At 69.1% G+C, this 25,409-nt stretch carries 25 protein-coding genes; 10 read left to right on the top strand and 15 right to left on the bottom strand.

The window, feature by feature from the left end:
- Positions 1-330, top strand: a 330-nt coding sequence (locus FJV41_RS16925; protein ID WP_181790697.1) for a PPC domain-containing protein, incomplete at its 5' end; no start/stop codon positions are given.
- A gap of 145 nt (positions 331-475) precedes the next feature.
- On the opposite strand, the gene FJV41_RS16920 is transcribed toward FJV41_RS16925, so the two are convergent.
- Entirely contained in the window at positions 476-2,485 is a 2,010-nt protein-coding gene (locus FJV41_RS16920; protein ID WP_246137245.1) for a serine hydrolase, read from the bottom strand.
- A 153-nt stretch (positions 2,486-2,638) separates the two neighbouring features.
- Between FJV41_RS16920 and FJV41_RS16915 the strand changes: the two genes are divergently transcribed.
- A complete protein-coding gene (locus FJV41_RS16915) occupies positions 2,639-3,676 on the top strand; it encodes a PA0069 family radical SAM protein (RefSeq protein ID WP_141643529.1) in 1,038 nt (345 codons plus the stop codon).
- A gap of 21 nt (positions 3,677-3,697) precedes the next feature.
- On the opposite strand, the gene FJV41_RS16910 is transcribed toward FJV41_RS16915, so the two are convergent.
- From FJV41_RS16910 to serC, 3 genes are all read right to left on the bottom strand, one after another.
- Positions 3,698-3,949, bottom strand: coding sequence for a GlsB/YeaQ/YmgE family stress response membrane protein (locus tag FJV41_RS16910; protein WP_141643528.1), 252 nt, complete (start codon positions 3,947-3,949; stop codon positions 3,698-3,700).
- A 185-nt stretch (positions 3,950-4,134) separates the two neighbouring features.
- Positions 4,135-4,695: a chalcone isomerase family protein gene (locus FJV41_RS16905; protein WP_141643527.1), complete on the bottom strand. Its 561-nt coding sequence runs from the start codon at positions 4,693-4,695 to the stop codon at positions 4,135-4,137.
- Between the two features lie 40 nt (positions 4,696-4,735).
- Positions 4,736-5,824, bottom strand: coding sequence for a 3-phosphoserine/phosphohydroxythreonine transaminase (gene serC / locus FJV41_RS16900; RefSeq protein WP_141643526.1), 1,089 nt, complete (start codon positions 5,822-5,824; stop codon positions 4,736-4,738).
- A gap of 165 nt (positions 5,825-5,989) precedes the next feature.
- Here serC and FJV41_RS16895 point away from each other — a divergent pair, with 165 nt between their 5' ends.
- Genes FJV41_RS16895 through FJV41_RS16880 form a run of 4 tightly spaced genes read left to right on the top strand, consistent with a single transcriptional unit; the run spans position 5,990 to position 10,138 of the window.
- Positions 5,990-6,565 carry an RNA polymerase sigma factor gene (locus tag FJV41_RS16895; protein ID WP_141643525.1) on the top strand — a complete coding sequence of 192 codons (576 nt, stop codon included), beginning with the start codon at positions 5,990-5,992 and terminating at the stop codon, positions 6,563-6,565.
- A 6-nt stretch (positions 6,566-6,571) separates the two neighbouring features.
- Complete coding sequence (locus tag FJV41_RS16890; protein WP_141643524.1) at positions 6,572-7,384, top strand: hypothetical protein; 813 nt, start codon at positions 6,572-6,574, stop codon at positions 7,382-7,384.
- Between the two features lie 10 nt (positions 7,385-7,394).
- The gene (locus tag FJV41_RS16885) at positions 7,395-9,041 is read left to right on the top strand and encodes a caspase family protein (protein WP_141643523.1); all 1,647 of its coding nucleotides are present in this window, start codon (positions 7,395-7,397) and stop codon (positions 9,039-9,041) included.
- Positions 9,041-10,138, top strand: coding sequence for a carboxypeptidase-like regulatory domain-containing protein (locus FJV41_RS16880; protein ID WP_141643522.1), 1,098 nt, complete (start codon positions 9,041-9,043; stop codon positions 10,136-10,138). The genes FJV41_RS16885 and FJV41_RS16880 overlap by 1 nt, the downstream gene beginning before the upstream one ends.
- A gap of 25 nt (positions 10,139-10,163) precedes the next feature.
- Here the strand turns inward: FJV41_RS16880 and FJV41_RS16875 are convergent, their stop codons facing one another.
- The 6 genes from FJV41_RS16875 to FJV41_RS16850 form a co-directional block, all read right to left on the bottom strand.
- Positions 10,164-10,889, bottom strand: a complete 726-nt coding sequence (locus tag FJV41_RS16875) for an HvfC/BufC N-terminal domain-containing protein (RefSeq protein ID WP_141643521.1) — start codon at positions 10,887-10,889, stop codon at positions 10,164-10,166.
- On the bottom strand, positions 10,886-11,731 hold the full coding sequence (gene bufB / locus FJV41_RS16870) for an MNIO family bufferin maturase (RefSeq protein ID WP_438616744.1): 846 nt from the start codon (positions 11,729-11,731) through the stop codon (positions 10,886-10,888). The genes FJV41_RS16875 and bufB overlap by 4 nt, the downstream gene beginning before the upstream one ends.
- A gap of 117 nt (positions 11,732-11,848) precedes the next feature.
- The gene (locus FJV41_RS16865; RefSeq protein WP_141643519.1) at positions 11,849-12,118 is read right to left on the bottom strand and encodes a hypothetical protein; all 270 of its coding nucleotides are present in this window, start codon (positions 12,116-12,118) and stop codon (positions 11,849-11,851) included.
- A 194-nt stretch (positions 12,119-12,312) separates the two neighbouring features.
- Positions 12,313-13,734 (bottom strand): M61 metallopeptidase family protein, encoded by a 1,422-nt coding sequence (locus tag FJV41_RS16860; RefSeq protein WP_141643518.1) that lies wholly within the window; start codon positions 13,732-13,734, stop codon positions 12,313-12,315.
- Between the two features lie 66 nt (positions 13,735-13,800).
- Positions 13,801-14,400 (bottom strand): TetR/AcrR family transcriptional regulator, encoded by a 600-nt coding sequence (locus tag FJV41_RS16855; protein WP_141643517.1) that lies wholly within the window; start codon positions 14,398-14,400, stop codon positions 13,801-13,803.
- A gap of 11 nt (positions 14,401-14,411) precedes the next feature.
- Positions 14,412-14,936: a PaaI family thioesterase gene (locus FJV41_RS16850; RefSeq protein ID WP_141643516.1), complete on the bottom strand. Its 525-nt coding sequence runs from the start codon at positions 14,934-14,936 to the stop codon at positions 14,412-14,414.
- A 195-nt stretch (positions 14,937-15,131) separates the two neighbouring features.
- Here FJV41_RS16850 and fabF point away from each other — a divergent pair, with 195 nt between their 5' ends.
- The 3 genes from fabF to FJV41_RS16835 all read left to right on the top strand — a co-directional run bounded on the left by fabF (position 15,132) and on the right by FJV41_RS16835 (position 19,213).
- Complete coding sequence (fabF, locus tag FJV41_RS16845; RefSeq protein ID WP_141643515.1) at positions 15,132-16,376, top strand: beta-ketoacyl-ACP synthase II; 1,245 nt, start codon at positions 15,132-15,134, stop codon at positions 16,374-16,376.
- A gap of 330 nt (positions 16,377-16,706) precedes the next feature.
- Entirely contained in the window at positions 16,707-18,338 is a 1,632-nt protein-coding gene (locus FJV41_RS16840) for a helix-turn-helix domain-containing protein (protein WP_141643514.1), read from the top strand.
- Between the two features lie 2 nt (positions 18,339-18,340).
- A complete protein-coding gene (locus FJV41_RS16835; protein ID WP_141643533.1) occupies positions 18,341-19,213 on the top strand; it encodes a tetratricopeptide repeat protein in 873 nt (290 codons plus the stop codon).
- Between the two features lie 34 nt (positions 19,214-19,247).
- Here the strand turns inward: FJV41_RS16835 and FJV41_RS16830 are convergent, their stop codons facing one another.
- The 3 genes from FJV41_RS16830 to FJV41_RS16820 form a co-directional block, all read right to left on the bottom strand.
- A complete protein-coding gene (locus FJV41_RS16830; protein ID WP_306440885.1) occupies positions 19,248-19,757 on the bottom strand; it encodes a hypothetical protein in 510 nt (169 codons plus the stop codon).
- Complete coding sequence (locus tag FJV41_RS16825; RefSeq protein WP_141643513.1) at positions 19,736-20,518, bottom strand: sulfite exporter TauE/SafE family protein; 783 nt, start codon at positions 20,516-20,518, stop codon at positions 19,736-19,738. Before FJV41_RS16825 ends, FJV41_RS16830 begins: the two co-directional genes overlap by 22 nt.
- A 125-nt stretch (positions 20,519-20,643) precedes the next feature.
- The gene (locus tag FJV41_RS16820; protein WP_141643512.1) at positions 20,644-21,537 is read right to left on the bottom strand and encodes a hypothetical protein; all 894 of its coding nucleotides are present in this window, start codon (positions 21,535-21,537) and stop codon (positions 20,644-20,646) included.
- A gap of 134 nt (positions 21,538-21,671) precedes the next feature.
- On the opposite strand from FJV41_RS16820, the gene FJV41_RS16815 reads away from it, so the two are divergent.
- A complete protein-coding gene (locus FJV41_RS16815) occupies positions 21,672-23,264 on the top strand; it encodes a leucyl aminopeptidase (protein ID WP_141643511.1) in 1,593 nt (530 codons plus the stop codon).
- A gap of 205 nt (positions 23,265-23,469) precedes the next feature.
- Here FJV41_RS16815 and FJV41_RS16810 read toward each other — a convergent pair whose 3' ends face one another.
- Together FJV41_RS16810 and FJV41_RS16805 are read right to left on the bottom strand one after the other, a co-directional pair.
- Positions 23,470-24,099, bottom strand: a complete 630-nt coding sequence (locus FJV41_RS16810; protein WP_141643510.1) for a hypothetical protein — start codon at positions 24,097-24,099, stop codon at positions 23,470-23,472.
- Positions 24,100-24,156: 57 nt separating this feature from the next.
- Positions 24,157-25,392, bottom strand: a complete 1,236-nt coding sequence (locus tag FJV41_RS16805) for a DUF4388 domain-containing protein (protein WP_141643509.1) — start codon at positions 25,390-25,392, stop codon at positions 24,157-24,159.
- Positions 25,393-25,409: the final 17 nt, after the last annotated feature.

Here is a 25,409-nt window from a genome sequence, read left to right as displayed (position 1 = left end):
CCTCCTCCCCCACCGCCCTGGGACCCGATCATCAATATCGCGGACAGCATCGTCGGCCACTTCAACTACTGGACGGTCGATGTCCCTTCGGGCCAATCGGCCGTGACGTTCGCGCTCAGCGGAGGCACGGGTGACGCGGACCTCTATGTCAACTTCGGCACGGCCCCGACGACGACGGCCTACCAATGTCGGCCCTATCTCGGCGGCAACACCGAGACCTGCACGTTGACGGCGCCGACGGCGGGCACGTACTTCGTCGGCCTCCGCGTGTACTCGGCGTACTCGGGCGTCACGCTGACGACATGGACCGGGCTCGGCCACTCGGAGTGAGCGGGCCGCCGGCTCTTGCTCCCCGGTCTTGACCTTGGCCGCGGACTATCGGACGCACCGACGGGAGGAAGGTCCTTCCCGCGGGACAGCGCACCAACGGACCGGCGGAGGCGCTTGCGAGCCCCGCCGGTCCCACGAGCCGTGATTAGAACAGGTCGTGCGCGGGCCAGGCGCTGACGCCATTCACGACGCTCCACATGAGGCTGTCGAGGTTGATGTCCGACGTGCCCGAGCCGGCCCTGTTGTTGGAGTTGGTCATGGCGGACCAGGTGAACTCCTCGGCGCGGTTCGGCCCATAGCGGTCATCGGTCCGCACCAGCAGGGCCAGGGTGCCCGGGACATAGCCGCCGTGCCACCAGTTGGGGAGGCTGTTCACGGACCAGCCCTTCGCATAGTTGACGGGGTTGCCCAAGGTATCGGGCGCCGTCGTGCGCGTGGTCATCGTGGTGAGCGAGCTTGTGCTCAGCAGGTCCGGGACGGTCGAGTACCCATCCGCTCGAACGGAGACGCGCAGCAGGTCGATGGGCGTGACGACCCAGCCGCCGTGCGCATCCATGCGACGCACCGGCATGCCGTATGGATTGAAGGCCCCCGCGCCAAGCTGGTAGTAGGCGACCTCGTTCGACAGACGCGCGGCCAGTGTATCGCCTCCGACGGCGAAGCTGGTGGCGCCGCTGGGCGTGAACACCTGGCTTTGCATATAGGCGTCATAGGTCATCCCCGTGACGCGTTCGATGATGCGACCCAGGACGCTGTAGCCGAAGTTCGAATACTGGTACGTCGTCCCCGGCGCGAACTCGAGCGACACGTTCTGCAACACCCACTGGATGAGCTGCGCGTGCGTCATGCTCGTGTTCATGAACATGGGGTCACCCGTCCCATCCGCGCCGTCGTTGTCCCAGCCGCCCGCGGTGTGCTCCAGCAGTTGCTGGACCGTGATGTTCAGGACGCGGCTGTCCCGGTAGGTGCCCTGCGCGCCGTACGTCTCACCGAGCAATCCGCCCCGGCCGAAGACGCGGTCCGTCAGTTGAATCTGGCCGTTCTCAATCAGTTTCATGATGCCGATGGAAGTCATCGGCTTGGACACACTGGCGACGCGGAAGCGGTGGGAGGAGTTGACCGGGGTGCTGTTGGCCTGGTCGGCCAGGCCATACCCCTTGGCGAACACGAGACGCCCGCGGCGCGTGATGGCCAGCGACAGGCCGACGGTGTTCGTGTTGGACATCGCCTGCTGGACGGTGGTGTCGATGTGCCGCAGGTCCGCCGCGCTGAACGTCAGGTTCTGCCAGACCAGCGCGAACTCGGGCTGGCTCCCATTGTTGTGCGCCGCCACCACGACGGGGCGGTATCCCTGGTTCTTGAGGTCCGTCGCGGCCTGTTGGTAGCCAGCGGAGGTGAGGCCATGACGCGCGGCAATCGGAATCCCCGCTGACGCATGGAAGATGGCCGCATACCGGTCCGTGCCGCCCACGTTGTAGCTGCTGACCTTCGCGACCTGGTAGCCCTGGGACGCGTTGGTATTGAACGTGGACTGGTACTGGGCCGCTGTCAGCCCGTGATAGGCCCGCGCCGCCGGCCCGCTGGTCTGCTCCCAGACGGCCGCATAGCGCTCAGCGCCACCGGACGTGTAGCCACTGACGTGCACGAGCCGGTAGCCCTGCCCGGTCCAGGTGTTGAACTCCGTCTGGTACTGGGCCGCGGTCAGGTCGTGGCGGGCCACCCACGCGGCGACCCCGTCCGAATGGAAGATGACCGCGAAGTAGGCGACGCCTCCGACGCTGTAGCCGTTGACCACCACCGGGCGGTATCCCTGCGCGTTTTGATTGACGGCGGTGGTCTGATACTGCGCGGAGGTCAGCCCGTGGAAGGCCCGCCAGGCCGGGCCGCTCGTCTGCTCCCAGATGGCCGCGTAACGGACACTGCCTCCGTCTTCGTAGCCGCTGACATAGGAGAGGCGATAGCCTTGCCCGGTCCAGGTATTGAACTCCGTCTGGTATTGGGCGGCGGTGAGCGCGTGGCGGGCAACCCACGCATCATAGGGTCCGGCCAGGGCCTGGGACGTGGAACCAGGAGAGACGTGGGACGCTTCCTCCGCAACCCCGCATCCCACCAGGGAGACCACCAGCACTGACAGGACTGTCAGAAGCGGCTTCATTCCAAGAGACTTCATGCTCGAGAGCTCCTGCTTGACGTTGATGCTACCGACAGGAAACGGACCCGGAGCGCATTCCACCTCAACCGCGACCAGAAAAAATCGTTCGCTCTTCTAGCCCTTGACTGAACGGAATTTCAGCCCCACCCTGTGCGCGTGAAGGCGCGCCCCATCGACAATCCGCCCAACCCGTGGGCGAGCACCGCGGTGGAGTACCTCGACGAGATTCCTCCGTCGCGGCTGGAAGTCTTTGAAGACCACAGCAAGCAGGTCGTCTCGCACAACGACAGCCCGGACGTGGGCTTCAGTTGGAGCGTCAATCCCTACCGGGGCTGCCTCCATGCCTGCGCGTACTGCTACGCGCGGCCCACGCACCAGTACCTCGACTTCGGCGCGGGCACCGACTTCGAGACGAAGCTCGTCGTGAAGCCCCGCGCGGCGGAGTTGCTGCGCGAGCACTTCGAGCGCCCGTCCTGGAAGGGCGAAACCGTCGTCTTCAGCGGCGTCACCGACTGCTACCAGCCGCTCGAGGCCTCCATGCGCCTCACCCGCGCCTGCCTGGAGGTCTGCGCCGAGTACCGCAACCCCGTGGGCATCATCACCAAGGGCGTGCTCATCGAGCGGGACCTCGATGTGCTCCAGCAAATCTCGCGCGATGCCCGGCTCTGGGTCAGCATCAGCCTGCCCTTCCACAACGCGGAAGTCGCACGCGCCATGGAGCCCTATGCGGCCTCCCCCCAGCGGCGGCTGCTCGCGATTCGCCGCCTGGCCGAGGCCGGCCTCAACGTGGCCGTCTCCGTGGCCCCCATCATCCCGGGGCTCAACGACGAGGACATCCACCGCGTGCTCACCGCCGTGCGTGAAGCCGGCGCCAGCCGCGCGCACTTCACCCTGGTGCGCCTGCCCGGGCCCGTGAAGGACGTCTTCGAGGAACGCCTGCGCGCCAAGCTGCCCCTGCGCGCCGAGCGCGTCCTGCACCGCATCCGGGAGATTCGCGGTGGGGAGCTCAACGACTCCCGCTTCAAGCACCGCATGCGCGGCGAAGGCCTCTACGCGGAGACCATCCACCGCCTCTTCGACACGACGGCGCGCAAGGTCGGCCTGCGCACCTCCTACATCACCGAGGACGCGCCGGACACCTTCCGGCGTCCGCCGCGCAAGCCTCCGCCGTCACCCCAGCTCAGCCTCTTCTGAAGGCGTGAGGGGCCCCGGCCGCTATTTGCGTATCGCCTGGACGATGCTGATGAGGATGACCGCCCCCACCGTGGCTACCGCCAGCGAATAGAGGTTGAGCCCCGTCACGCCCCGGCCGCCCAGCAGGCTGAACAGCCAGCCGCCAATCATCGAACCGACCACGCCGGTCGCGATGTTGGCGAAGATTCCCATCTTCGCATTCGTGCCCTTGATGATGCTCGCCAACCAGCCGGCGATTCCACCCAGCACCAGCCACGCGCAAATACCACCCATGTCGTCCTCCTGACCGGCCGGTTGCTATCAGACCCGGCGTCGCCGTGCAGCCGGGCACGTTCCTACTACGCGCCACGCATCCACGTATTTCAAGCGTCACCCAGGGCGCCCGAAAACGCGAAGACGCCCCGTGCCTCTCACCGAGACACGGGGCGCCCGAGGTGACGCGAGGAGTGACGACTCGCTCAGTCCTTGCCGAGCATTCCGTCCTTCAGGCCGCCATCCACCGGGTCCTTGCCCAGCCACACCGAGAAGAGCGCGTCCGCGAAGTCCTTGCCCTCCACGGAGATGTCCTCGCCACCCTTGGTGCTCTTCACCTCGGTGCCCTTGCCCGGCACGTAGGTCAGGATGAGCTCGTCACCCTTCTTCAGGTCCGGGATGGACGCGTTGAACGAGTCCAGCTTGGGCTGGAGCGCGGGGAGCTTGGCGCCCGCGTTCTTCTTGAAGCCGTCCGAGATGGCCTCGGTGATGGTCTTCTTGTCCAGGTCACGCAGCATGTACATGCGGACGCGCTTGGTTTCGTCCGCGGCGATGATTTGCGCCGCGTCCTTCGACGGCGTCTCCAGATACAGCCCCACCGTGTAGACCTTGAAGACGACCTTCTTGCGAAGGCCCACACCGTTGAGCTTCAGCTCCTTGTCGCCCACCTTCGCGGTGTCCGGATAGTTCACCCCGGCCACTTCCTTGGCGAATGCGGGCACGGCGAACAGCAGGCAGAGCGCGACGGCGGGCAGCGTGGCTTTCATGAAACCCTCCAGATGAGTTGTTCCGCGAGTTCGACGGAGACTACCCGCGGGTCTTCACGAAATGTTCCATGAAGGTGACAAGGGTGCGCACATTCTCCACAGTCACGGCGTTGTACGTGGAAACCCGGATTCCGCCCGCCGTCCGGTGCCCCTTCAGCCCCACCATTCCTTGCTGCTTCGCGTCAGCGACGAAGGCCGCGTCGAGTTCCGGCGTGGGCAGGTGGAACACGACGTTCATCACCGAGCGGGACTCGCGCTCCACCGGCGCCCGGTAGAAGCCGGAGAGCCTGTCGAGCGCGCCGTACAAGAGCTCCGCCTTCTGGCGGTTCCACGCTTCCACCTGCTCCAGGCCGCCCACGCTCTTCATCCACGCGAGCACGTTGCGCACCAGGTAGATGGCCAGGGTGGGGGGCGTGTTGTAGAGCGAGTTGTTCTCCGCGTGGACGGAGTAGCGGAAGATTTTCGGGATGTCCTTGCGCCCTCGCGCGATGAAGCCCTTGTCCGCCACCACCAGCGTCACGCCGGAAGGTCCCAGGTTCTTCTGCGCGCCGGCGTAGACGAGCCCGAAGCGCGACAGGTCCATCTTCTTCCATAGGAAGTCGGAGCTCATGTCGGCCACCAGCGGGACGGTGCCCACGTCCGGCGGCGTGTGCCACTGGGTGCCGTAGATGGTGTTGTTGCTCGTCAGGTGGACGTACGAGGCCTGGGGGTCCAGCTTCAGCTCGTCCTGGCGGGGGACCCGCGTGTAGTGCTTGTCGGGCCGCACCGTCGTCACCGCGACGCGGGCCTTGCCGTAGTACCTCGCCTCGTCGAGCGCCTTCTCGCTCCACACGCCCGTCATGAGGTAGTCCGCGCTCGTGTCGGGGGTGAGGAAGTTCATCGGCACCTGGGCGAACTGCTGCGACGCGCCGCCGGTGAGGAAGAGCACCTGGTGGGTGGACGGCAGTCCCGTCAGCTCGGTCAGCAGGGCAATGGCCTCGTCGTGGACGGCCTCGTATTCCCTGCCCCGGTGGCTGTGCTCCATCACTGACATGCCGGAGCCCTGGAAGTCGAGCAGCTCGTCCCGGGCGCGCTCCAGGGCGGGCAGGGGCAGGCCGGCGGGGCCAGGGTTGAAGTTGATGACGCGCATGGCGGGGTCCTTCGCGAAAATGAAACGGCGGGGTGCATTCTTCTCTCCAAGCCCCCCCTGGGAGCCAGTAGGAAGCGGCCCGCCCCGCCCGCTTCCTGGAGTGGCCAGGGGCCAGTCGAGCCAGTCGCGTGGCCACCGGACACCGCCGGGGGTCTTGGAGGACAGGTGGGTTCCACGGAGGGACTGGCGGAGTGGGTGCGGCGCGCGGCGAGTGGGGAGACTTCCGCCTTCAGTGAGCTGTACCGGCGCACTCGCCCCCTCGTGGCGAGGCTGATGGCGGGGTTCGCCCCGCTGGACCCGGACGAGGTGGAAGACGTCATCCAGGAGACCTTCGTCCGGGCGTTCCGAGCCCTCCCCCGACTCAAGGAAGCCGGGGCCTTCGAGGCGTGGCTCCTGTCCATCGCACGCAACCGGGCCCGGACCCGGCTGGAGCGCAAGGCGAGCGTGCGGCGCCTGGAAGACGACATCGCGGACCCGGAACCGGAGACAGTCCCGGCCCTTCCGGAGGCCCTCCAGCTCGAGCGCGACATCGAGGTGGTCCGCCAGCTGATTTCCGAGCTGCCCGAGGGCGAAGAGAAGCGGACAGTCCAGCTTTTCTATATCGAAGGAGAGCTGTCCGCGCGCGAGATTGCCGAGCAGTTGGGCGTGGGGAAAAGCGCCGTGACGATGAGACTCGAGCGCTTCCGGGGCCGTATCAAAAGAGAGTTGCTGCGGCGAGTGCTCGCCGGTCGGTGGGAGTGAGAGGTCATGAGACACCTGGATGACGAGGCGCTACACGCTCTTGCCCGTCGTGAGCCGGACGCGGTGAAGTACTTCCGCGAGCACCTGGCCACCGCGTGTGAGGCGTGTGAAAGCTTCCTCGCCACCCACTCCGGCCCCGACGTCCTGGATGGACAGGTGGACGCCGTGCTCCTCGCCCTGGCCCCGCCCCGGAGCGACGCGCCGCTGGACGAGGTGGGCTTCGCCCGGGTGCGACGGCGGCTGCGCGCGCCCCGGCTGGACACCCGAAAGTGGGGCCTCATCGCCGGGGCCGTGGCCGCGGGCCTGCTCGCGGTGGTCGTGGTGCCCCGGCTGCGTCAGGGAGGCACCGGGGTGGAGGTGGGGACCGCGTCCCAGGAGCCCGGGGTGAAGGGCCAGGTGGGGCGCATCGCGCTGGAGCTGGCGGTGGTGGTTCGGGGCGCGGATGGCAGCCTGCGCCGGTTGGACCCGGACACCCAGGTGGACTCGCGCGACGTGCTCCTCCTTCGCTACCACGCCACCGAGGCGGGCACCGCCCTGCTCTTCCAGCAGCGCGCGGGCGAGGAGCCCCAGTTGCTCGGACCGTTCGCGCTGGAGGCGGGAACGCATGACCTGCAGGACCCCCAGGGCCTCTCCGGCGTCAGCCTGGAGGGCGAGTCCGGCCCGCTGACGCTGTGGCTGGCCGCCTCCCCCACGGGCCTGCAACCCTCGGTCGACGAGGTGAAGCGCGTGCTGGTGGGAGAAGGTGAGCGATGGGAACAAGGCATGCTGGCGGTGACGAGGTTCGACGTCCGCGTTCGAAGCAGCCAGAATCCCCGCTGATCAGGTGAATGTGAGGCGCCTTCTTCCCATCCTGCTGGCCGCGCTGACGGCGTGCGCGGGTCCTTCGTCCCTGGGGACGGAGAAGGGCGGACTGGTGCCGCTGCGGCTCGACGAGGAGGCCCTGTCGAGCGCGTACACGCCCCGGCGCATGGCGCTGCTGGTGGGCATCTCCGAGTTCGACGACCCCCACTGGCGAGGCCTGCGCTACCCCGCCAAGGACGCGACGGACCTGGCGGCGGCGATGTTGGACCCGGCGCGCGGGCGGTTCGACCAGGTGCGCGTGCTCACGCGGCCCGAGGAGACGACGCGCGCGGCCATCCTCGCGGCGCTGCGGGAGCTGCGAAAGCAGGCCCACCGCCCGGACGACGTCGTCGTGGTCTACTTCTCCGCGCACGGCACCCTGGCCCGGGATGCCACGGGCGAATTGCGCCGCTTCCTGGTGACGAGGGACGCTTCTTATCGCGCCATCGCCCAGACGGCGTTGTCCATGGATATGCTGAAAGCGGAGTTCGACGCGCTCTCCAGTCGGCGCCGGTTGCTGGTGCTCGCCTCCTGTCACAGCGGCAACGGCAAGTCGCTGTTGCCCAAGGAGCTGGAGAAGGAGCTGTCCGGGGTCAAGTCCGGCTTCTACGCGCGCCCGCTGGAGGAGTCCTCGCGAGCATCCATGGTGTTCGCCGCCTGCGACTGGGGCGAGACGGCGCGCGAGGACGAGGGGCTGCGCAACGACATCTACACGCACTTCCTCGTCGAGGGGCTGGGCGGGGGCGCGGACCGCAACACGGACGGCGCCGTCACCGCGACGGAGGCCCATGACTACGCGCGCCGGCGCACCTTTGCCTTCACCGAGGGCCGTCAGCGCCCCTCGGCGGAAATCCTGGAAGTGGGCGCGGACCCGGTGGTGCTGTCGGGAACCATCGCCCGAACGGGCCGGCCGGAGCTGTTCTCCTACAACCCCCGGCTGGACGGCTTCACGCTGAAGGTCGACGGGGAGGCGCGCACGGAGCTGCCCGGCGGCGCGGCGGTGGTGCCCGGCAAGCGCACGGTGGAGTTGACCAAGGGCGACGCGGTGCTGATGCGCCGCGACGTGGAGGTGAGCGCGGGGGAGCGGCTGCCCCTGGAGCAGCTCTTGTCGGAGGCGTTCCCCCGGCGCTCGCTGTCGCTGCTCGGGGGAATGTTCACCTTCGCGGACGCGCGCAGCCGAGCGGAGCTGCTGCCCCTGGCGCCGGAGGTCGCCGTGTCGCTGCGGTTGGAGGACCGGCCGCTGCGCGATTTCGGACTGCTGTTCGATGTGGGCTTCAGCACGGGCCGGCGCGCGCTCCAGCTCCAACCCGGGGACGAGGTGCCATTTCGCTACACCACCTTCTCCGCGGGGGTGGCCCTGCCCTACCTGTGGAGATGGGAACGATTGACGCTGTTCGCCGGTCCCCGCGTGGCCGCCCTGTACCTGGGGCGGTCTTTCGATGTGGAGACCTTCCCCGGCGGCCAGCGCTTCTTCACGGTCAGCCCTGGCGTGGTGGGAGGCATGGTGGTGAGGGTGGGTGAACGTCTGGAACTGATGACCCAGGCGCAGCTCATGCTGACCTACGTGGTGGTGGATGGAGAGGGACAGGCCGTGGGATTCACCGGCGGCTGGGCCGGTGTGGGGTATCGCTTCTGATGGGCTCGAGACAACACATCGCGTTGGGTGTCTTCCTGGTCCTGGGCCTGGGAGCGTGCGGCAATCTGGAGAACGCTCCGTTGCGCGTGGGGACCATCGAAGGCCAGCTCACGGAGTTCGACCCGGAGGTCGCCGTGGTGTCCCTCGTCGGGGCCCATGAGGTGCGCTCGGCGGTGGATGCGGAGGGAAGGTTCAAGCTGGAAGGCGTGCCCACCGGGCCCGCGGAGCTGTTCGTGGTCGCCACGGCGGAGAAGGCGACGCGGGTTTCGGTGAAGGTCACCGGCGGCCAGTCCGTGAAGCTCCAGCGCGTGGCCCCTCGGGACGCGGGCTTCTTCGAGATGCGGGTGAAGTCCTCGCACGGCGAGCGGGTGGCCGGCGTGCAGGTGTCGGTGCGGGACACGCCCTTCGAGCGGCTCGTCCTGGATGGCGCGGGCCGACTGCGCGTGGGCCCCCTGCCGGATGGGTGCTACGCGCTGAGCATCGCCGGGGTGGGCTTTCCGGAGGTCCAGGCCGAGGCGTGCGTGGGCTCTGGCGAGAAGAAGGAGCTCAAGGTCCAGTTGGAGGCCAACGAGGAGCTGCTCAACCGCTGCGGCCTGACGGGCTGCGCGGACGGCCTGGTGTGTGGCCCGGGCGGAAGCTGCGTCGAGTGCGTGCTGGATGGCCAGTGTGGCGCGGGGATGATGTGCAAGGGCTTCCGCTGTGCGGCGGCCGGGCCTCGCTGTGGCGCGTGCCAGGACGACGGGAGCTGCCAGGTGGGCGCCGCGTGCCAGCCCCTGGCCGAGGGCGGCGTCGCCTGCGTGAAGCAGTGCAGTGAGTCGGTGAACGAGGAGGACATCGCGGCGAACCGGTGTGAGGCGGGCTTCACCTGCCAGCAAGGCAATTGCCTGCCGGACCCCGCGCGCTTCGTGGGGTGTGGGGCGCTGCTCCAGTTGGGCGCGGAGTGCGCGGACGACGTGCGCTGCCAGAAGCTCGGCCTGTCAGGCGGGCTGTGTCTGGAGGGCCAGTGCACCGTGGCGTGCACCCAGGACCAGGAGTGCCCGGGGGTGTCGCGCTGCGAGGACTCCGCCGTCGGACAGGTGTGCTCGGTCCGCAACTGAGTCGCACCGAGGCCCCGCGACGGAGTCACGCGTCGGGCGACAGCACCAGGCCGTCTCGCGACAGACGTGCCACCGCGCCCAGGATGTCGGCCTCCGGCATCCCCGTGGCCACCGCGACGTCCGACGCGGACAGCCCCTCCACCGCCATCTTCAGCACCAGCAGCGCGTGCGGCGTGGCCTCCTGGTAGTACGTCACCAGGTGCGCCGGATGACGCCACAACAGCGCCAGTTCGTCACCGGCTTGGGGCACCACGACTGCGCCCTTCGCGCGCACGTAGGCGCAGATGCGGTACGGCTGCTCCAGCACCAGCAGCGTGGGATTCGGCGTGAGGCGCTCCACGCGCTCGGGTGATTCCGCCTGGGACGAGAACACCGCGAAGTCCGACCACTCGAACCGCGCCAGCGCGGGGGCATGGGGAGGAAGTCCGCGCGACGACACCCCGTCCGCGACGAAGGCCGGGAAGCCCTCGCCCATGTGATTCACCTCGTGGTGCCGCGCGGGCCGGGTCAGCGTGTAGTCCTCCACCAGCGCGTTCCACGCCTCCGCGCCCACCGCGCCTCGCAGCATCGGGAAGAGCTTCTCGAGCGCGCTTCGTACATGGCCTCGCACGAAGTCGCCGTAGAGGGACACGCGTGAGGAGGGCGCGCGCCACTCCGGATGCGCCGTGTACAGCTCTTCTAGCGACTCGCCGCCCGGGCGCGCCAGGTAGGTGCCCATGCTGTCGAAGAAGTGCTTCAGCGAAGGCTTCATCGCCCTGCCCCTTCCCGCAGCGCCGCGCGCGCCAGGTCCGCCTCGTCCAGCACCGCCTCCATCGACGGGATGTCCTGGTCCCACTCGATGAGCGTCGACACCGGGCCGGTGCGATCCAGCACATAGCGATACAGCGACCACACGTCGTCGCAGACGCGGTCGCCGTGCGTGTCGATGATGACGTCCGGGTAGATGGTGTGGCCCGCGAGGTGGATCTGCGCCACGCGTTCGAGAGGCAGTGCGTCCATGAAGGCGCGTGCGTCGTAGCCGTGGTTGCGCGCGTTGACGTAGACGTTGTTCACGTCCAGCAGCAGCCCGCAGTCGGCCTCCTCCACCACGTGCCGCAGGAAGTCGGCCTCGGACAGCGTGCCTCCGGGCATGTTCGCGTAGTAGCTCGGGTTCTCCAGCAGGAACGGCCGGCCCACGCGCGCCACGACTTCACGCACGCGGGGCACCACGTGCTCGACGACGGCTTCGGTGAAGGGCAGCGGCAGCAGGTCATGCAGGTACACGCCGCCCAGCCGCGAGTAGCACAGGTGGTCCGAGAAGAACGGCGCGTCCACGCGCTTCACCAGCGCCGCGAGCCCCGTGACGTAGTCCACGTCCAGCGCATCCGGCCCGCCGATGTCGAGCCCCACGCCGTGCGGCAACACCGGCCAGCGCTCCCTGCACGCGTCCAACGCGCGCTGAGGGCGGCCTCCGAGCGACAGGAAGTTCTCCGGGATGATCTCCACCCAGTCGAGCGCCCGTTCGGTGCGCGGCAGCTCCTCGTAGAAGCTCCTGCGCAGGCCAATGCCCACGCCCAGGGGCTGAAGCCCGTGTCTTCGCGCGTACGTCACCACCACGGCCAGCCACCTCCTGGGAGACAAATGAACCGGGCGGCGGGAGGTGCTCTTCCCACCGCCCGGAAGTCGGCGCGAGGAGGCAGGTGTCGTCACCCGCCTCCGGTGCGCCGCGGACTACTTCTTCTGGCCGTTGCAACCGCCAGCGCCGCAGCCGTGCTCGGCGCCCTTCTCAGGGGTCGCGGCGGGGGCAGTGCCCTCCTGCTTCTGCGCGCCGCAGCCCGCCTCGGCGCCCTTGCCGTCGGCCTTCGCCGCGCCACAGGAGCCCTCGGCGCCCTTCTCGGCGGCGGCCGGCGTGGCCTCCGCGGACTTGGTGGACGCACAGCCGGTGGCGAGGGAGGCCAGGGACAGGGTGCCGACGATCGCCGCAAGAGCCTTCGCGTTCATGGTGTTGCTTCCTTTCGGTGCTGCGTTGAGGGGGAACTACAGGTTGAACTACATGAAGCCCCAGACCCCAGGAGCGCGACAGGCACCCACGGGGTTCTGGATGTGGCGGACCTCATTTACGGATGTCAGGGGTTCGCGGATGCATCCGGTACGCAACATCCTGCCCACCGGTTACATCCCGCGAGCCGCGCCACTCACCGCGACACATCGCGGATACGCCGACCCTCCATCGCCTCACGCAACGAGCTGTCCCGGGCAGACACCAGCTCGATGCCCTCGGCTCCCGCTGTCACACCCAGCGCTTCTAGCAGACCTTCCTGCTCCGCAAAAGCCACGCGCCGCAGGTGCCGCGCGAGCAACGCGTCGAACAGCGGCTGCCCCGCGACGGCGTCCACCGCCACGCCAAAAGCACCGAACGTGGAAGTGGGCCCCCGCTCCGCGAGCAACTCCAACACATCCTCCAGGTGGCGCCGGTTTCCAGTGACACGGCGGATTTCCACATCGAGATGCAGCGCGAAGAGCGCGCCCGTCCAATAGGTGCCGAGCGCGAAGTCACCGTCGGTGACGACCTCTTCCATCGTGCGGGCTCCCGCCACGCGACGACCTCGCGCGAAGCCGTCCACCAGTTCCTCCCATGCGCGCTCGGCGCTCTGCCGTCCCGAACGCGCGCGGGCCAGCTCCGTGAAGTAGGTGGCCAGGCCCTCGGACAGCCAGGGCACGCGCGGCAGGAACGCGGGATGCGTCAGGTGGAGCATCTCGTGGAGCACCACCCAGTCCCTTTCGAAGGAGGCCGCGCTCGCGTCCTGGCCCACGAGCAGGGAGATGCTGGGCGGGGAGCTCCAGAGCACCATGCCGAAGAGGCTCGGACCTTCGCGTCCGGGCACGGGGATGACCCGCACGGTGACGCGCGGATACGGAAACGCGCGGCGCACGGTGCGAACCTCCTCCGCGGCCTGCTTCAACCAGGCACAGACCTGGGTGTCGTCCACCGAGGTGAAGTGGCCGAGCACCGCCACGTCCAGCACCGCATCCGGCGACACCACCTGACAGCGGCGCCCCCCAAAGCCATGGAACCCGGAGTCCACCAGGTCCTCGGCGCGCAGCCGATACAGGCCGGTGTCATCGGGCTGCCACGGGAGCAGCGCCTCCGTGCCCTCGACGACCAGCTCCACGCGAAGGTCGGGCGGCGCGAGGTTGGGACGGATGAGGTACGCACGTCCGGCGAGGTGCCGCGCGTCGCCCTCTCCCCCACCCGAGAACAGGTCGGGTCCACGCGCGCCGATGCGCGCATCCAGCTCATAGCGATAGCGCAGGAAGCGGATGTTCGAGGGAAGGAGGACCTGTCCATCCTTCACGCTCAACTCGAGTCGCTCGCCATCCTCGCGGAACGCGCTCACGGTGTGCACGCCGCCCGGCTGGGTGAAGCGGAACGCGCGCGGCGTGCCTCGCACCAGCACCACCTCGACATCGAGCGCGTGCGTGGGCTCGCGCACGTAGGTGATGTTGTAGCGCAGCGCCGCCGGGTCCTTCGCGGGGCGCGGGCGCGGAACACCCAGGCAGGACAGCGCCACGAGGGCGAGCCCCCACAGCATCGGACGGCCGCGCGCGAAGGACATCGCCACCTCCACCCCGGCCCGAAGGCAAGGTGATGGGAGGCGAGCACCACGCGCGCCCCCGCGCCCTCAGTGTCGCTTTTTCGGAGGCGGCGCGCCCCCCGCCAGCAGGAAGGCTCGCGCGGCCTCCAGGATTTCATCCGAGAGCGGCAGGTGCTTCGTCACCCGCGCGAGCGTCATCGCGCCGAACAGCAGCGCCACCGTGGCGAGCGCCCGTTGTCGGTCGCTGACGCCCTCTCCACCCGGGACATGGTCCCCCAGCTCCTCCGCCAGGGTCTCCAGGCCCTGCGCGAGCGCCTCGCGAGCCTCCGGTGTCCCGCGCGTCAGGTCCGACAGCACCGACGGCATGATGCAGCCCGTCTCCATGTTGTCGCGGATGTGCGGGTTGAGGTAGCGCCGCACGAAGAGGTCGAGGAACTCCGCGCCGCGCAGTTTCTCCAGTCCGCTGAACCAGCGCACCTGCTGGTTCCGGAAGAACACGCGCACGGACTCCTCGAGCAGGGTCTCCTTCGAGGTGAAGTGGGCATAGAAGCCTCCCACCGTCAGGCCCGCGGCCCGCATGACGCGCTCCACGCTCGCGCCCGCGAAGCCCTCCTTCCGGAAGAGCGTCTGCGCCGCCGTGAGGATTCGCTCGCGAGTGGCCTGCTTGTGCTCGGGTGCGTACCGCATCGTCGCGCCCTCTACTCCCGGCCGCCCGGAACCGGGGGCCGGAACACCATGCACGTCGTGGTGCCGTGCGCGTACAGCTTGCCGTCCGCGTCCGTCAGCCGGGCCTGCGCCGTCGCCACGCGGCCTCCCACGTGGATGACCTCACCCGTACACGTCAGCAGACCGGTGTCATGGGAGATGGCGCGCACCATGTTCACGTGCAGCTCCAGCGTGGTGTAGCCCGCCCCCACCGGCAGCGTGGAGTGCACCGCGCACCCGAGCGCCGAGTCCAGCAGCGTCGCCGCCAGGCCCCCGTGCACGGTGCCAATCGGGTTGTAGTGGTGCTCCCCTGGCTCCACCACGAACACCGCTCTCCCCTCCGACACCTCCACCGGTGCGAAGCCCATCAACGCCGCGATGGGCGCCCCAGGCACCTCGCCCCGGACGATGGCGCGCAGGTACTCCAGTCCCGACAGCGACTTCGCCGCCGCCACGCCCTCCAGAGGATCTCTCCACGTCACCGTCCTCGTGCGCGTCTCGGCCTTCCCGTCGCTCATGGGCCTCGCTCCTCCCTCATGCAGTGGTGGACACCATCATCCGGATTCCAGATATTCCGTACTGCTGACAATCAGGCTTGCCAGATGGGATGATGCCCATAATACAAAGGGCCATGCAGCGCACGCCACGAAAAGGAAGGCGCACGAGCGGCCGGGCCGTTCGTCTTCCTGGCGTGCCATCCAAGGGAGCGGCGGATGCAGAAGCGGCGCGTCGTGGTGACGGGAATGGGGCTCATCAGCCCCGTGGGAACGGGCGTGGAGAAGAGCTGGGAGGCGCTCGTGCGAGGCCAGAGCGGCGTGGGGCCCATCACCCTGTTCGACGCCAGCGCGCTCGACTGTCAAATCGCCGGCGAGGTGAAGGACTTCAAGGTCGACGACTACATCGAACGGCGTGAGTCGCGGCGCATGGACCGCTTCGCCCACTTCGCCGTGGTGGCGGCGGACATGGCGCTGGAGGACTCCGGCCTGAAGGTGACGCCGGAGAACGCCGAGCGCATCGCCACCATCATCGGCTCCGGCATCGGCGGCATCGCAAGCCTGGAGGAGACCCACCGCCGCACGTTGGAGAAGGGCCCGGACCGCATCAGCCCGTTCTTCATCCTCCAGATGATCATCAACATGGCGCCCGGCTACGTGAGCCTGCGCCATGGCCTCAAGGGCCCGTCCTGGGCCCCCAACTCCGCGTGCTCCACCAGCGCGCACGCCATTGGCGAGGCGATGCGCGGCATCCAGCGCGGAGAGTTCGACGTGGCGGTGGCCGGAGGCGCCGAGGCGCCCATCTCCCTGCTCGGCGTCGGCGGCTTCGCGGCCATGCGCGCTTTGTCCCTGCGCAACGACGCGCCCCAGGCCGCAAGCCGCCCCTTCGACAAGGACCGCGACGGCTTCGTGCTCGCCGAGGGCGCGGGCATGCTCATCCTCGAGGAGTTGGAGCACGCGAAGGCCCGCGGCGCGCGCATCCTCGCGGAGCTGACCGGCTACGGCGCCAGCTCCGACGCGTACCACATCACCACGCCCGCCCCCGAGCACGAGGGCGCCCAGCGCAGCATGCGTGCCGCCCTCAAGGACGCGGGGCTTTCCCCGTCGGACATCGGCTACGTGAATGCGCACGGCACCTCCACCGACGTCGGCGACCTGATGGAGACTCAAGGAATCGCCCGAATCTTCGGCGACGCCGCCAGCACCGTGGCCGTCTCCTCCACCAAGTCCATGACGGGCCACATGAACGGAGCGGCGGGCGCCGCCGAGGCCGTCATCAGCGTGCTCGCCCTCACCCGAGGCGTGCTGCCGCCCACCATCAACCTCCAGCACCAGGACCCGCTCATCACCCTGGACTGCGTCCCCAACACCGCGCGCGAGGCCCACGTCGACGCGGTGATGAGCAACTCGTTCGGCTTCGGCGGCACCAACGTCTCCCTCATCTTCCACCGGTTGATCGCCTGAACCGGAGCCGGCTCTGCTCTGTAAACCGTGAATGCGGGTTTACCAGCACATGAAGCGGGCTTGGCGCGCCGCGGCGGTAAACTTTTGACAACGTGCGTCGAACACCGTCCGGAACGCACATCCGCGCGCGGATAAAGCGCAGCGATTACATGTGGTTGCACATACCCAGAGGCCAATCGCCCTGTGGACGACGACCGTTCCGTCGCCCGCCACACAGGGAGCGGCCTCAAGAAAAACGTTGATTGCAAATCGGTAAATCGATTTGCAGAGTGGTTCAGAGGGGCGAGGGCGCAAGAGGCCAGGCGCACTCCGACGGGACCCGACTCAGCCATGAACGACAACGCACTGAACGCCAACGTGGGCCTGAAGCTCCGGGGCCTGCGACTCGCCCGCAACATCAAGCAGGCGGACGCGGCGAAGGACTTGGGGGTCTCCCCCGCGTATTTGAACCTCATCGAAAAGGGCAAGCGGGTGATGCCCTTCCCGCTGCTCTGGAAGGCGCTGCGGTATTTCGATCAGGACCCCGAGCAGTTCATGTCCACGCTGGGCGAGGGGCGCGTGGACGAAGCGCTCGCGAAGCTCCTGGACGAGCCGCTGCTCAAGAGCCTGGACATCGACCCGGAGTCGCTCCAGTCGCTGTCCGCGGAGCCGAAGCTCGCGGGCACCGTGGCCGCGCTCTTCAACCTCTACAAGAACACGCGCACGCAGTTGGAGAACGTGCTCGCGCAGCTCAACGTGGAGGAGCGCACGCGGACGCAGGGCGGCAGCGCGGGCAACGGCACCGTGCCGGGTGTGCGCTTCGACTACTCACCCTTCGACGAGGTGAGCGATTTCCTGGAGACGCACCGCAACTACTTCCCGGAGCTGGAGGAGCAGGCCGAAGAGCTGCGGCGGGACATCAGCATCGAGCGCCAGCTCACCAGCGGCCAGTTGATGCAGCTATTGGAGAAGCGCTTCGGCTACCGCGTGCTCATCGACGCCTCGCCCAGCGGCTCGTCCGTGGTGCGCCGGTTGGATCCGGAGGAGCAGACCCTCACCCTGTCCCCGGACCTCACCGAGCAGCCGCTGAAGTTCCAGATCGCCGCGTCCATTGGCCTGTTGATGTTGGACAAGGAGAAGCTGGTGGAGCGCATCCTCGGCGCGGGGCGCACCCGACACGGGGAGACGACGCGCCTCATCAAGGTGAACCTGGCCAACTACTTCGCCGGCGCGCTGATGCTGCCGTACGGGGACTTCTTCAAGGAAGTGCAGCGCACGCGCTACGACGTGGAGCTCTTGTCGAGCATCTTCGGCTCCACCTACGAGACGGTGGCCCACCGGCTGTGCAACCTGTCGGACCCCAAGCGCCCGGGCATCCCCTTCCACTTCCTGCGCTCGGACATCGCCGGCAACATCTCCAAGCGCTACAGCGGCACCGGCATCCGCTTCGCCAGCGGCGGCGGGAGTTGTGGCAAGTGGGCCGTGCACCTGGCCTTCCTCAACCCGTCGCAGCTCACCCGGCAGTACTCCATCATGCCGGACGGCACGACGTACTTCTGCTTCGCCAAGGTGCAGCTCCAGCCCACCGAGGGCTCCATTGTCAAGGGCACCGCGTACTCCATCGGCCTGGGCACCCACGCTGAGAACGCCAAGTACCTGGCCTATGGCCTGCCCACCAATGACCTGCGCAAGGATGCCATCCCCTCCGGCATCTCGTGCCGCTTCTGCGAGCGCACCGACTGCAACCAGCGCGCGGCGGCCAGCTACCGCTTCGCCTTCTCCTTCGACGAGTACACCAAGAAGGACTGCTTCTTCTCCCCGCTGCTCGGCTACGAGCAGGCCGACAAGGTGGAGAAGGACCGGCACCACGCCCCGCCCCCCGCGGGCGCCGCCGTCCCCCCGGACGTCAATGGCACTGACCGGAGCGAGAAGCACGATTCGTTGGACAAGGCGGCCCGGCGCCGCAAGGGTGGCGACGCGTGAGCATGCACCCGCCCGACGACACCGAACGCGCCCACTTCCTCCAGGCGCTCCAGAAGCAGAAGAACGAGCTGGCCACCCTGCGCATCACCGGCTCGCCCACCCAGGTGGGTCAGGGCCTGGTGAGCCTGGCGGAGCTGCACGGCATGTTGGAAGACCATGCCGCCAGTCGCCAGTGCTACGAGGAGGCCCTCGCGATGTTCCAGGAGGCCGGCTACAAGCCGGGCCAGGCCCAGGCCTGCTTCGGACTGGGCGTGGTGAAGGCGAACTTCGAGGACCACCGGGGCGCGGTGGAGCTCATCGCCCAGGCCGCCCGGCTCTTCAACGAGACGAAGGACCGCGACGGAGAGGCCCTGTCCCGCGCCTGCATCGGTGAGTCCCTGCGCGCGCTGGGACAGCCGGAGGCCGCCGAGGAGAAGTACCAGGAGGCCCTCATCCTCTACCGCCAGACGCGCAACACGGAGCGCACCGCGCGGCTGCTGCTGGACATCGGCGACATCCGCATGGAGAAGGCCGAGTACGAGCCGGCTCGCAAGCGCTTCCTGGAAGCCCTTCCCCTGCTGGAGAAGGGCGACGACGCGGAGGCGCTCGCGCTGGGCCACCTGCTCTTGGGCGAGTCCGAGGGACTGCTCGGCGACCACGAGGGCGCGCGCACGCACCTCTTGCGCGCGGTGGAGCTGTACCAGGAGCTGCACGACCACGTGTACGAGGCCCGCGCCCGGTGGGATTTGGGCCTGTCCTGCTACTACTCGCAGGACCTGCCCGCGGCGCGCTCCCAGCTCGAAGCGGTGCTGCCGCTCTACGAGGAGCAGGGCCGCGCGGACGAGGTCGCCAAGGTGCGCAACATCCTCGCCCACTTCGCCGCGCGAGGCGCCTGAGGCGCCCACCCACCGCCCTGCCCCGGGCGCCGCATCACGCTTGGATGCCGGCGCCCACCGCCAGGGCCAGAAGCCCCAGCACTCCCGCGGCGATGACGGCGTAGCGCCATTCACCGCGCAGTCCCAGCAGCGTGCCCGCCACGCCCAGCCGCGCCACCGGCGTCACCAGCAGCAGCGACGCCGCGGCCTTGCGCAGTTGGTCGATGGCCACGTGCGTGCTCTCCGTGCCTGGCAGCGCCTCCAGACCCAGCGACAGCACGAACATGCCACCGCTCAGCACCGCGCCCACGCGCAACACCCGGGCAATCCACCGGTCTCCCGCGAGCGTCCTGTCGCGGACGCGCGTGACGCCTTGGGACGGTGCCTCGGCGAGGCCCGCGGTGACGGGCTCCGCCTCCAGCTCGGGCGCCTCGGCTTGTTGCGCCGGGGTCGCCACCATCGTGTTGGAACCCAGTGCCGCCGGGTCCGCCATCATCGCCGCGGAGACCCGCGGCGGTTCGGCGCCGTCCGGGTCCCCTTCACTCACTCCCACACGCTCGGCCACAGTCCCGCCCCTCCCTTCCACAACATCTGCCCCGCCACCGACAGCAGCACCAATGCGAAGAGTTTCTTGAGCACGGCCGTGGGCACCTTCGGCATCAGCCGGCTCCCGGCATACGCGCCGGCCAGCACGCCCACCACCAGCGGAGACACCAGGGCCAGCTTCAGGTGTCCGCGCAGCGCGTAGGCGGCCACGCTCGCCGCGCCCGTCACGCCAATCATCAGGTTGCTGGTGGCGCTGGCCACCTTGAAGGGCACCCGCATGCCGTAGCTCATCAGCGGCACCTTCAGCGGCCCACCGCCCACGCCCAGGAGCGCGGAGAGGCCACCCGCCACGAACGAGCCGGAGATGCCCAGCGGGTAGTTCGTCGGCTGGTAGTCGTCCAGCGTCGCGGGCTCACCTCGAGGCGAGCGCAGCAGCATCATCTGCAGCGCGACATAGAGCGTGAACAGGCCGAATACCACCGCCACCATCGCCGGTGCGATGAGCGCCGCCACCAGTCCTCCGGCGATGGCGCCGAGCACCGTGGCCAGCTCCAGCGTCAGGCCCAGCCGGATGTCACTCAAGTGGTTGTCGACGTAGCCAGCCGCGGCGGCGCACGAGTTGGCGACCACGCACATCAAGCTGGCCGGAACCGCCTCCTCCAGCGGCAACCCGAAGCCCAGCACCAGCGCGGGCACCAGGACGATGCCACCTCCGATGCCCAGCATCGCACCCAGTGCTCCCGCGAGCCCGCCCACCACCATGAGGAGAAGAACCGTCATTCCTTCACGAGAATAGGAGCGGGCCATCGCCGCGCCCAGCGCCATTCCCCTCTAGGAGACAGGCTCGGCAGGACGGTTGCTCTGCGCGCGAAAGAGCCCAGCACTTCAGGGCGATGCGCGGCGCGCTATGCGGCACGTACGCCCAGGTTTCCCTCTGGGAAGGCCTCCAGGAAGCGGGCACGCGTACGAGGTGTGAAGGTGCCCCTCGCCATGTAGCCGTGCAACCTCCGAAGGACTCCACGCGCCGACTCCAGCGCACCTTCGACCTCCTGGGAGAAGTCGAACGTGTCGTTGCGGTACAGCTCCTGGAAGGACAGGTGGGCGAAGGCGGGCAGCGCGCGCGTGCGCCCCATGGGGCTGGAGAGGAACAGGCCGGAGACATAGAGGCCGCGCACCCAGCCATCCACCTCCGCCTTGGACGGCGCCTGCCCCACGCGCTCCTGCGAGGACAGCCGCACCAGTTCGTAGATGCCCCGGCCAATGCCTCGCCACGGGAAGCCGGGACTCTTCACCACCTGACACTTCTCGCGCAGCCGGGGCGTGCCCAGCAGGTCCACGCCGTGCAACTCGCGCAGGTAGAAGAGCGTCTGGGCCCACTCGATGTCACGGTGCGCCGCCAGTGCCCGCTCGCCGCGACGCCGATGCCGCACCACCAGGTTGTCCACCACCGGGTGCAGCCGTCGGTCCAGGCACAGGTGCGTGAAGTAGCCGGCGAGCAGGGCCAGCCCTGGCTCGGTGCCCACCAGCGCGCCCGTGGCCACCAGCTCCGCCATCTTCAGCCCGAAGCCCACCGGCGCGCGCTCGTGATACAGCCTCGCGAACAGGGGCATCTCCCGCTCGGGCAGGAACGCGGAGAGGCCCCCTCGGACGCCCTCGCACAGCGGCAGGTCCGGCAGCGCCACTCCGAAGCGCGCGTAGGCCAGGTCTTCGGAGAGCGCGCGCACCCAATCCGCCGGCAGCTCTCCGGGGTTGGCGGCCAACCGTTCGATGGCGGTCAGATGCATCAGCAAGGTGGGCATTGCCTGACTGCTACCCAGCCCCCTGCTGCAATGCAACGCTCGAATGAAATCCAACGCTTTGCGTGCAACAGGGTGGGCGTTACAGTCCGCGCCCTCCCGTATTTCCCCTCTCCCGTTCAGGAGTTCATCGGCCCATGAATTTCACCTTCGTCTCCGGCGACGCCACCCTCGCGAATGGCGACCTGCTCGTCATTCCGCTCTTCGAGGGCGAGCTGGGTGAGGGCGCCCCGGCCAGTCTGGCTTCGGCGGACAAGTCCCTGGACGGCCGCCTGCGCGGGGCCGCCACCCAGGAGGGCTTCAAGGCGAAGGCCGACCAGTCCCTGGTGATGCACACGCTCGGCCGGACGACGGCGGGCCGCGTGTTGCTCCTGGGACTGGGCAACCGCGCGCGGTTCCACCCGGAAGTCCTGCGGCTGGCGGCGGGCCGCGCGGCGAAGACGGCCCATCGGCTCAAGGTGACGTCGCTCGTCGTGGCACTGCCCGCCACGAAGGCGCCCGCGGACGCGGTGCGCGCGGTGGTGGAGGGCCTGGTGCTGGGCGCCTACCGCTTCGACAAGTACAAGTCCTCCGCGCGCGAGGAGAAGGGCACGCCCAAGCCCGTCAAGGTCGCGCTGGCGCTGCCCGAGGGCACGGAGAAGTCGCGCGACGTGGAGGACGCCCTGGCCCTGGGCAAGCGCGTGGCCGAGGCCTCCAACTGGGCCCGAGACCTGGTGAACGAGCCGCCCAACGCGGTGACGCCCACGGTGCTGGCCGAGGCCGCCCGGAAGTCCGCGCGGGAGCACGGGCTGAAGATCACGATTGGCGGCAAGCGCGAAATCGAGAAGCTCGACATGGGCATGTTCCTGGGCGTCACGGCCGGGAGCACCGAGGAGCCCCGGCTCATTCACGTCGTCTACACGCCGAAGAACGCGCGCGACGCGAAGCGCCCGCCGCTGGCGCTGGTGGGCAAGGCCATCACCTTCGACTCGGGAGGCCTGTCGCTCAAGCCCACCGAGGGCATGGTGGACATGAAGACGGACATGGCGGGCTCGGCGGCCGTCCTGGGCGCCATGCAGGTCATCGCCTCCATCAAGCCGCCCTTCCCCGTGCACGCCTTCATTGGCGCGTGCGAGAACATGCCGGCGGGCAATGCGTACAAGCCGGGCGACATCCTCACGTCGCGGCTGGGCAAGACGGTGGAAATCACCAACACGGACGCCGAGGGCCGCCTCGTCCTGGGCGACATGCTCACCTGGGCCTGCGAGCACCAGCCGTCCGCGGTCATCGACCTGGCGACGCTCACGGGCGCGTGCATCGTCGCGCTGGGCAACTACATCGTCGGCGCCTTCGGTGACAACGACGGCACGGTGAACGAGGTCCTCCAGGCCGCGCGCACCGCCGGCGAGGAGATGTGGCGCCTGCCGGTGAGCGAGCTGCAGAAGGACGCGCTGCGCTCCGAGGTCGCCGACATGAAGAACTCCGGCGAGCGCTGGGGTGGCTCCATCAACGCCGCCCTGTTCCTCAAGGAGTTCGTCGGCGAGACGCCGTGGGTGCACCTGGATATCGCCGGTCCGTCCAACAGCCCCAAGGAGCGCGGCTACAACGCCAAGGGCGCCACCGGCGTGGGCGTCCGCACCCTGGTGGAGTGGGTGCGGCTGCGCACGGAGACGCAGGCCACCGAGGCTACCGAGGCCCCCGCGAAGCCCGCTCGCGCGGCTCGCGGCGCCCGGAAGTCCGCGCGGAGCTGAGCAGCACGCCTCCGCGGCCCGTCCACCGACGACGGGCCGCGAGAGGGCGCGGACAAGGCCCGCGTCCCCCCTCCCTGGGAGAGGACCCTGGCCGAGCAAGGGCGCGGACGAGGTCCGCGTCCCCTTCTCTAGGAGAGGACCCTGGCCGCGCGTATCGGGCCGAGGGTTCCGCTCGGAGCCAGTGGCCGAGCACCGGCCCTCCGGCTCAGGGCCGAACGGCCTGCGGCACCTTGCTCGGGACGGCCTTGCGATTTGGCAGCGGGCGGATGCCGGCGATGAGCGCATCCACGTTCTGGATGTCGCCCGCCACGGCCTGAGCGGGCCACGTGGCCAGCATCATCAGCACCCGGCCTTCCTGGCCCTCGCGCACGGCCACTCGGCCATGCACGTTGTCACCCACCTGGAAGTTGAAGCCCACCGCCGTATCGGACAGTGCCAGGGGCACGGGGTCCGTGGTGATGAAGCCCGGCTGCTGTCGCAGTCCCTCCGTGAGCCGCTCGGCGAACTGGGTGGGCGTGGCCACCGCGGGCGCCACCTGGAGCACCACCTGCGCACCTGACGGAGGGTGACGCAGCACCACCGGAATCGCGAGCCCCTCCGGCGTGCGCTCGTTCGTCGCGTCCAACTGCCAGTCGTCACTGGGCCGGATGATTTCGAACCCCAGCTCCTCGTCCACGTACGGTCCAGACACGGAGGCCTTCATCGCCTCCACCTGTCCCTGTCCCGAGCCGCCCGTTCCAGGCTGCGCCGCGTCCGCCTTCACGGCCTGACGCGAGCCGCTACACCCCGCGCTCACGACCAGGAACCCCCACGCCAGCTTCCGCAACACACCCATGACCATCGTCCCCCGACCACGAACGCCGTGGCCGCGAACGTGGGCATGTGCCGCCTGCTAGGCCAGCCCTCCCTGCAGGGTGCGGTAGGTGTTGGACAAGCGCTCGGCCACCTCGGACGGCAGGACGTTTCGCGCGGAGAACAACGCGTACGACACGATGGCGTCCAGCGCCTCCAGCGTCAGCGCCCGCGCCACCGCCTCGCCACCTCCGGACAGGTTGGCGCGCAGCCGCGCCACATCCACCCGGCCCTCCGCGCTCAACACCACGCCGGCATACGCATCCTCGAGCCCCGACGGCGGCGCATCGAGGAAGCCACGCAGCAGGTCCACGTCCTCCCCCGCGTCGCGCAGCGCGCGGTGGATGAGGGACAAGAGCAGGTTGTAGCGCTCCTCCGCGGACAAGAGCTCCCACGCCATGCCCTCCACGGCGGGCACGGGCGGCGCGGGAGGCGTGGCGGGCCGCACCGTCAGGTGGCCGCCCTGCACACACTCCTCCAGCCACGCGAAGAACGCGTGGTGCCCGCTCTCGCGCACCGTGCGCAGCTCGCCCAGCGTCGTGCCCGTGCCCAGCAGCCGGAAGAGGCGCTCCTCACCCGGGCGAGGCCCCTTCGGCCCGGTCTCCGCGCGCATGTCCTCCGGATAGCGCCGCCGCCACCGCGACAGCTCCTCCGAGCGCTTGATTCCGGTGAGCACCAAATCACGCGTGCGCTCCGGCAGCTTCACCACGTCCGCCATGGGCGCGGGGCCCTCGACGAAGAGGAAGCTGCCCTCCGTCAACTCGAAGAGGCTCAGCACCACCTCCCGCACCACGTACGTCATGGCGCTGTAGAGATGGGCCTCGGACACGAGTCCCTCGGAGGTGAGCACCTGGCCGATGCGCCGCGACGGCATCACGCGTGAGAGCGCCTGCGTGAGCTGCGCCTGCGTCACCAGCCCCAGCCGCACCAGCACCGCGCCCAGCCGCTCCCAGCGCTCCGTGGACGTGGCGAAGACGACCTGCCCGTCCCGGAAGGACACCGTGCGGCGGACGGCGCCGTGCTGCACGGCGAGCAACCCGCTGCGAATCCCCGTCAGGACGTGGGCGAAGACTTCCTCCACCGAGAGCGTCCCGAGCGTGCCGGCCAGGAAGCCAGCGAAGCCCAAGGGCTCCTGGAGGAGCACCATCCCCTCCGGCCCGTGGAACCAGGCCGAGAGGGGACGGGAGGAGGACAGGCCAGCGGCGAGCGACTTCTCCAAATCCAGCGAAGTCGCCTCACCGCCGACACGGGGCGTGGCCTTGGGTTTCTGGGCCACCGCCCGTGCCCTCCGAA

Source organism: Myxococcus llanfairpwllgwyngyllgogerychwyrndrobwllllantysiliogogogochensis (assembly GCF_006636215.1).
In the GTDB taxonomy this organism is placed as follows: Bacteria; Myxococcota; Myxococcia; order Myxococcales; family Myxococcaceae; genus Myxococcus; species Myxococcus llanfairpwllgwyngyllgogerychwyrndrobwllllantysiliogogogochensis.
This window is presented reverse-complemented; position numbering and strand designations above follow the sequence as displayed.

Excerpts from the sequence above, each read along its gene's own strand:
- FJV41_RS16810 (WP_141643510.1), bottom strand. The coding sequence starts at position 24,099 with ATGGGTGTGTTGCGGAAGCTGGCGTGGGGGTTCCTGGTCGTGAGCGCG.
- FJV41_RS16860 (WP_141643518.1), bottom strand. The coding sequence starts at position 13,734 with ATGTCCTTCGCGCGCGGCCGTCCGATGCTGTGGGGGCTCGCCCTCGTG.
- FJV41_RS16820 (WP_141643512.1), bottom strand. The coding sequence starts at position 21,537 with ATGCCCACCTTGCTGATGCATCTGACCGCCATCGAACGGTTGGCCGCC.
- FJV41_RS16875 (WP_141643521.1), bottom strand. The coding sequence starts at position 10,889 with ATGAAGCCTTCGCTGAAGCACTTCTTCGACAGCATGGGCACCTACCTG.
- FJV41_RS16910 (WP_141643528.1), bottom strand. The coding sequence starts at position 3,949 with ATGGGTGGTATTTGCGCGTGGCTGGTGCTGGGTGGAATCGCCGGCTGG.
- fabF (WP_141643515.1), top strand. The coding sequence starts at position 15,132 with ATGCAGAAGCGGCGCGTCGTGGTGACGGGAATGGGGCTCATCAGCCCC.
- FJV41_RS16890 (WP_141643524.1), top strand. The coding sequence starts at position 6,572 with ATGAGACACCTGGATGACGAGGCGCTACACGCTCTTGCCCGTCGTGAG.
- FJV41_RS16840 (WP_141643514.1), top strand. The coding sequence starts at position 16,707 with ATGAACGACAACGCACTGAACGCCAACGTGGGCCTGAAGCTCCGGGGC.
- FJV41_RS16855 (WP_141643517.1), bottom strand. The coding sequence starts at position 14,400 with ATGCGGTACGCACCCGAGCACAAGCAGGCCACTCGCGAGCGAATCCTC.
- FJV41_RS16850 (WP_141643516.1), bottom strand. The coding sequence starts at position 14,936 with ATGAGCGACGGGAAGGCCGAGACGCGCACGAGGACGGTGACGTGGAGA.
- FJV41_RS16920 (WP_246137245.1), bottom strand. The coding sequence starts at position 2,485 with ATGAAGCCGCTTCTGACAGTCCTGTCAGTGCTGGTGGTCTCCCTGGTG.
- FJV41_RS16865 (WP_141643519.1), bottom strand. The coding sequence starts at position 12,118 with ATGAACGCGAAGGCTCTTGCGGCGATCGTCGGCACCCTGTCCCTGGCC.
- FJV41_RS16905 (WP_141643527.1), bottom strand. The coding sequence starts at position 4,695 with ATGAAAGCCACGCTGCCCGCCGTCGCGCTCTGCCTGCTGTTCGCCGTG.
- FJV41_RS16815 (WP_141643511.1), top strand. The coding sequence starts at position 21,672 with ATGAATTTCACCTTCGTCTCCGGCGACGCCACCCTCGCGAATGGCGAC.
- FJV41_RS16880 (WP_141643522.1), top strand. The coding sequence starts at position 9,041 with ATGGGCTCGAGACAACACATCGCGTTGGGTGTCTTCCTGGTCCTGGGC.
- serC (WP_141643526.1), bottom strand. The coding sequence starts at position 5,824 with ATGCGCGTCATCAACTTCAACCCTGGCCCCGCCGGCCTGCCCCTGCCC.
- FJV41_RS16825 (WP_141643513.1), bottom strand. The coding sequence starts at position 20,518 with ATGACGGTTCTTCTCCTCATGGTGGTGGGCGGGCTCGCGGGAGCACTG.
- FJV41_RS16835 (WP_141643533.1), top strand. The coding sequence starts at position 18,341 with ATGCACCCGCCCGACGACACCGAACGCGCCCACTTCCTCCAGGCGCTC.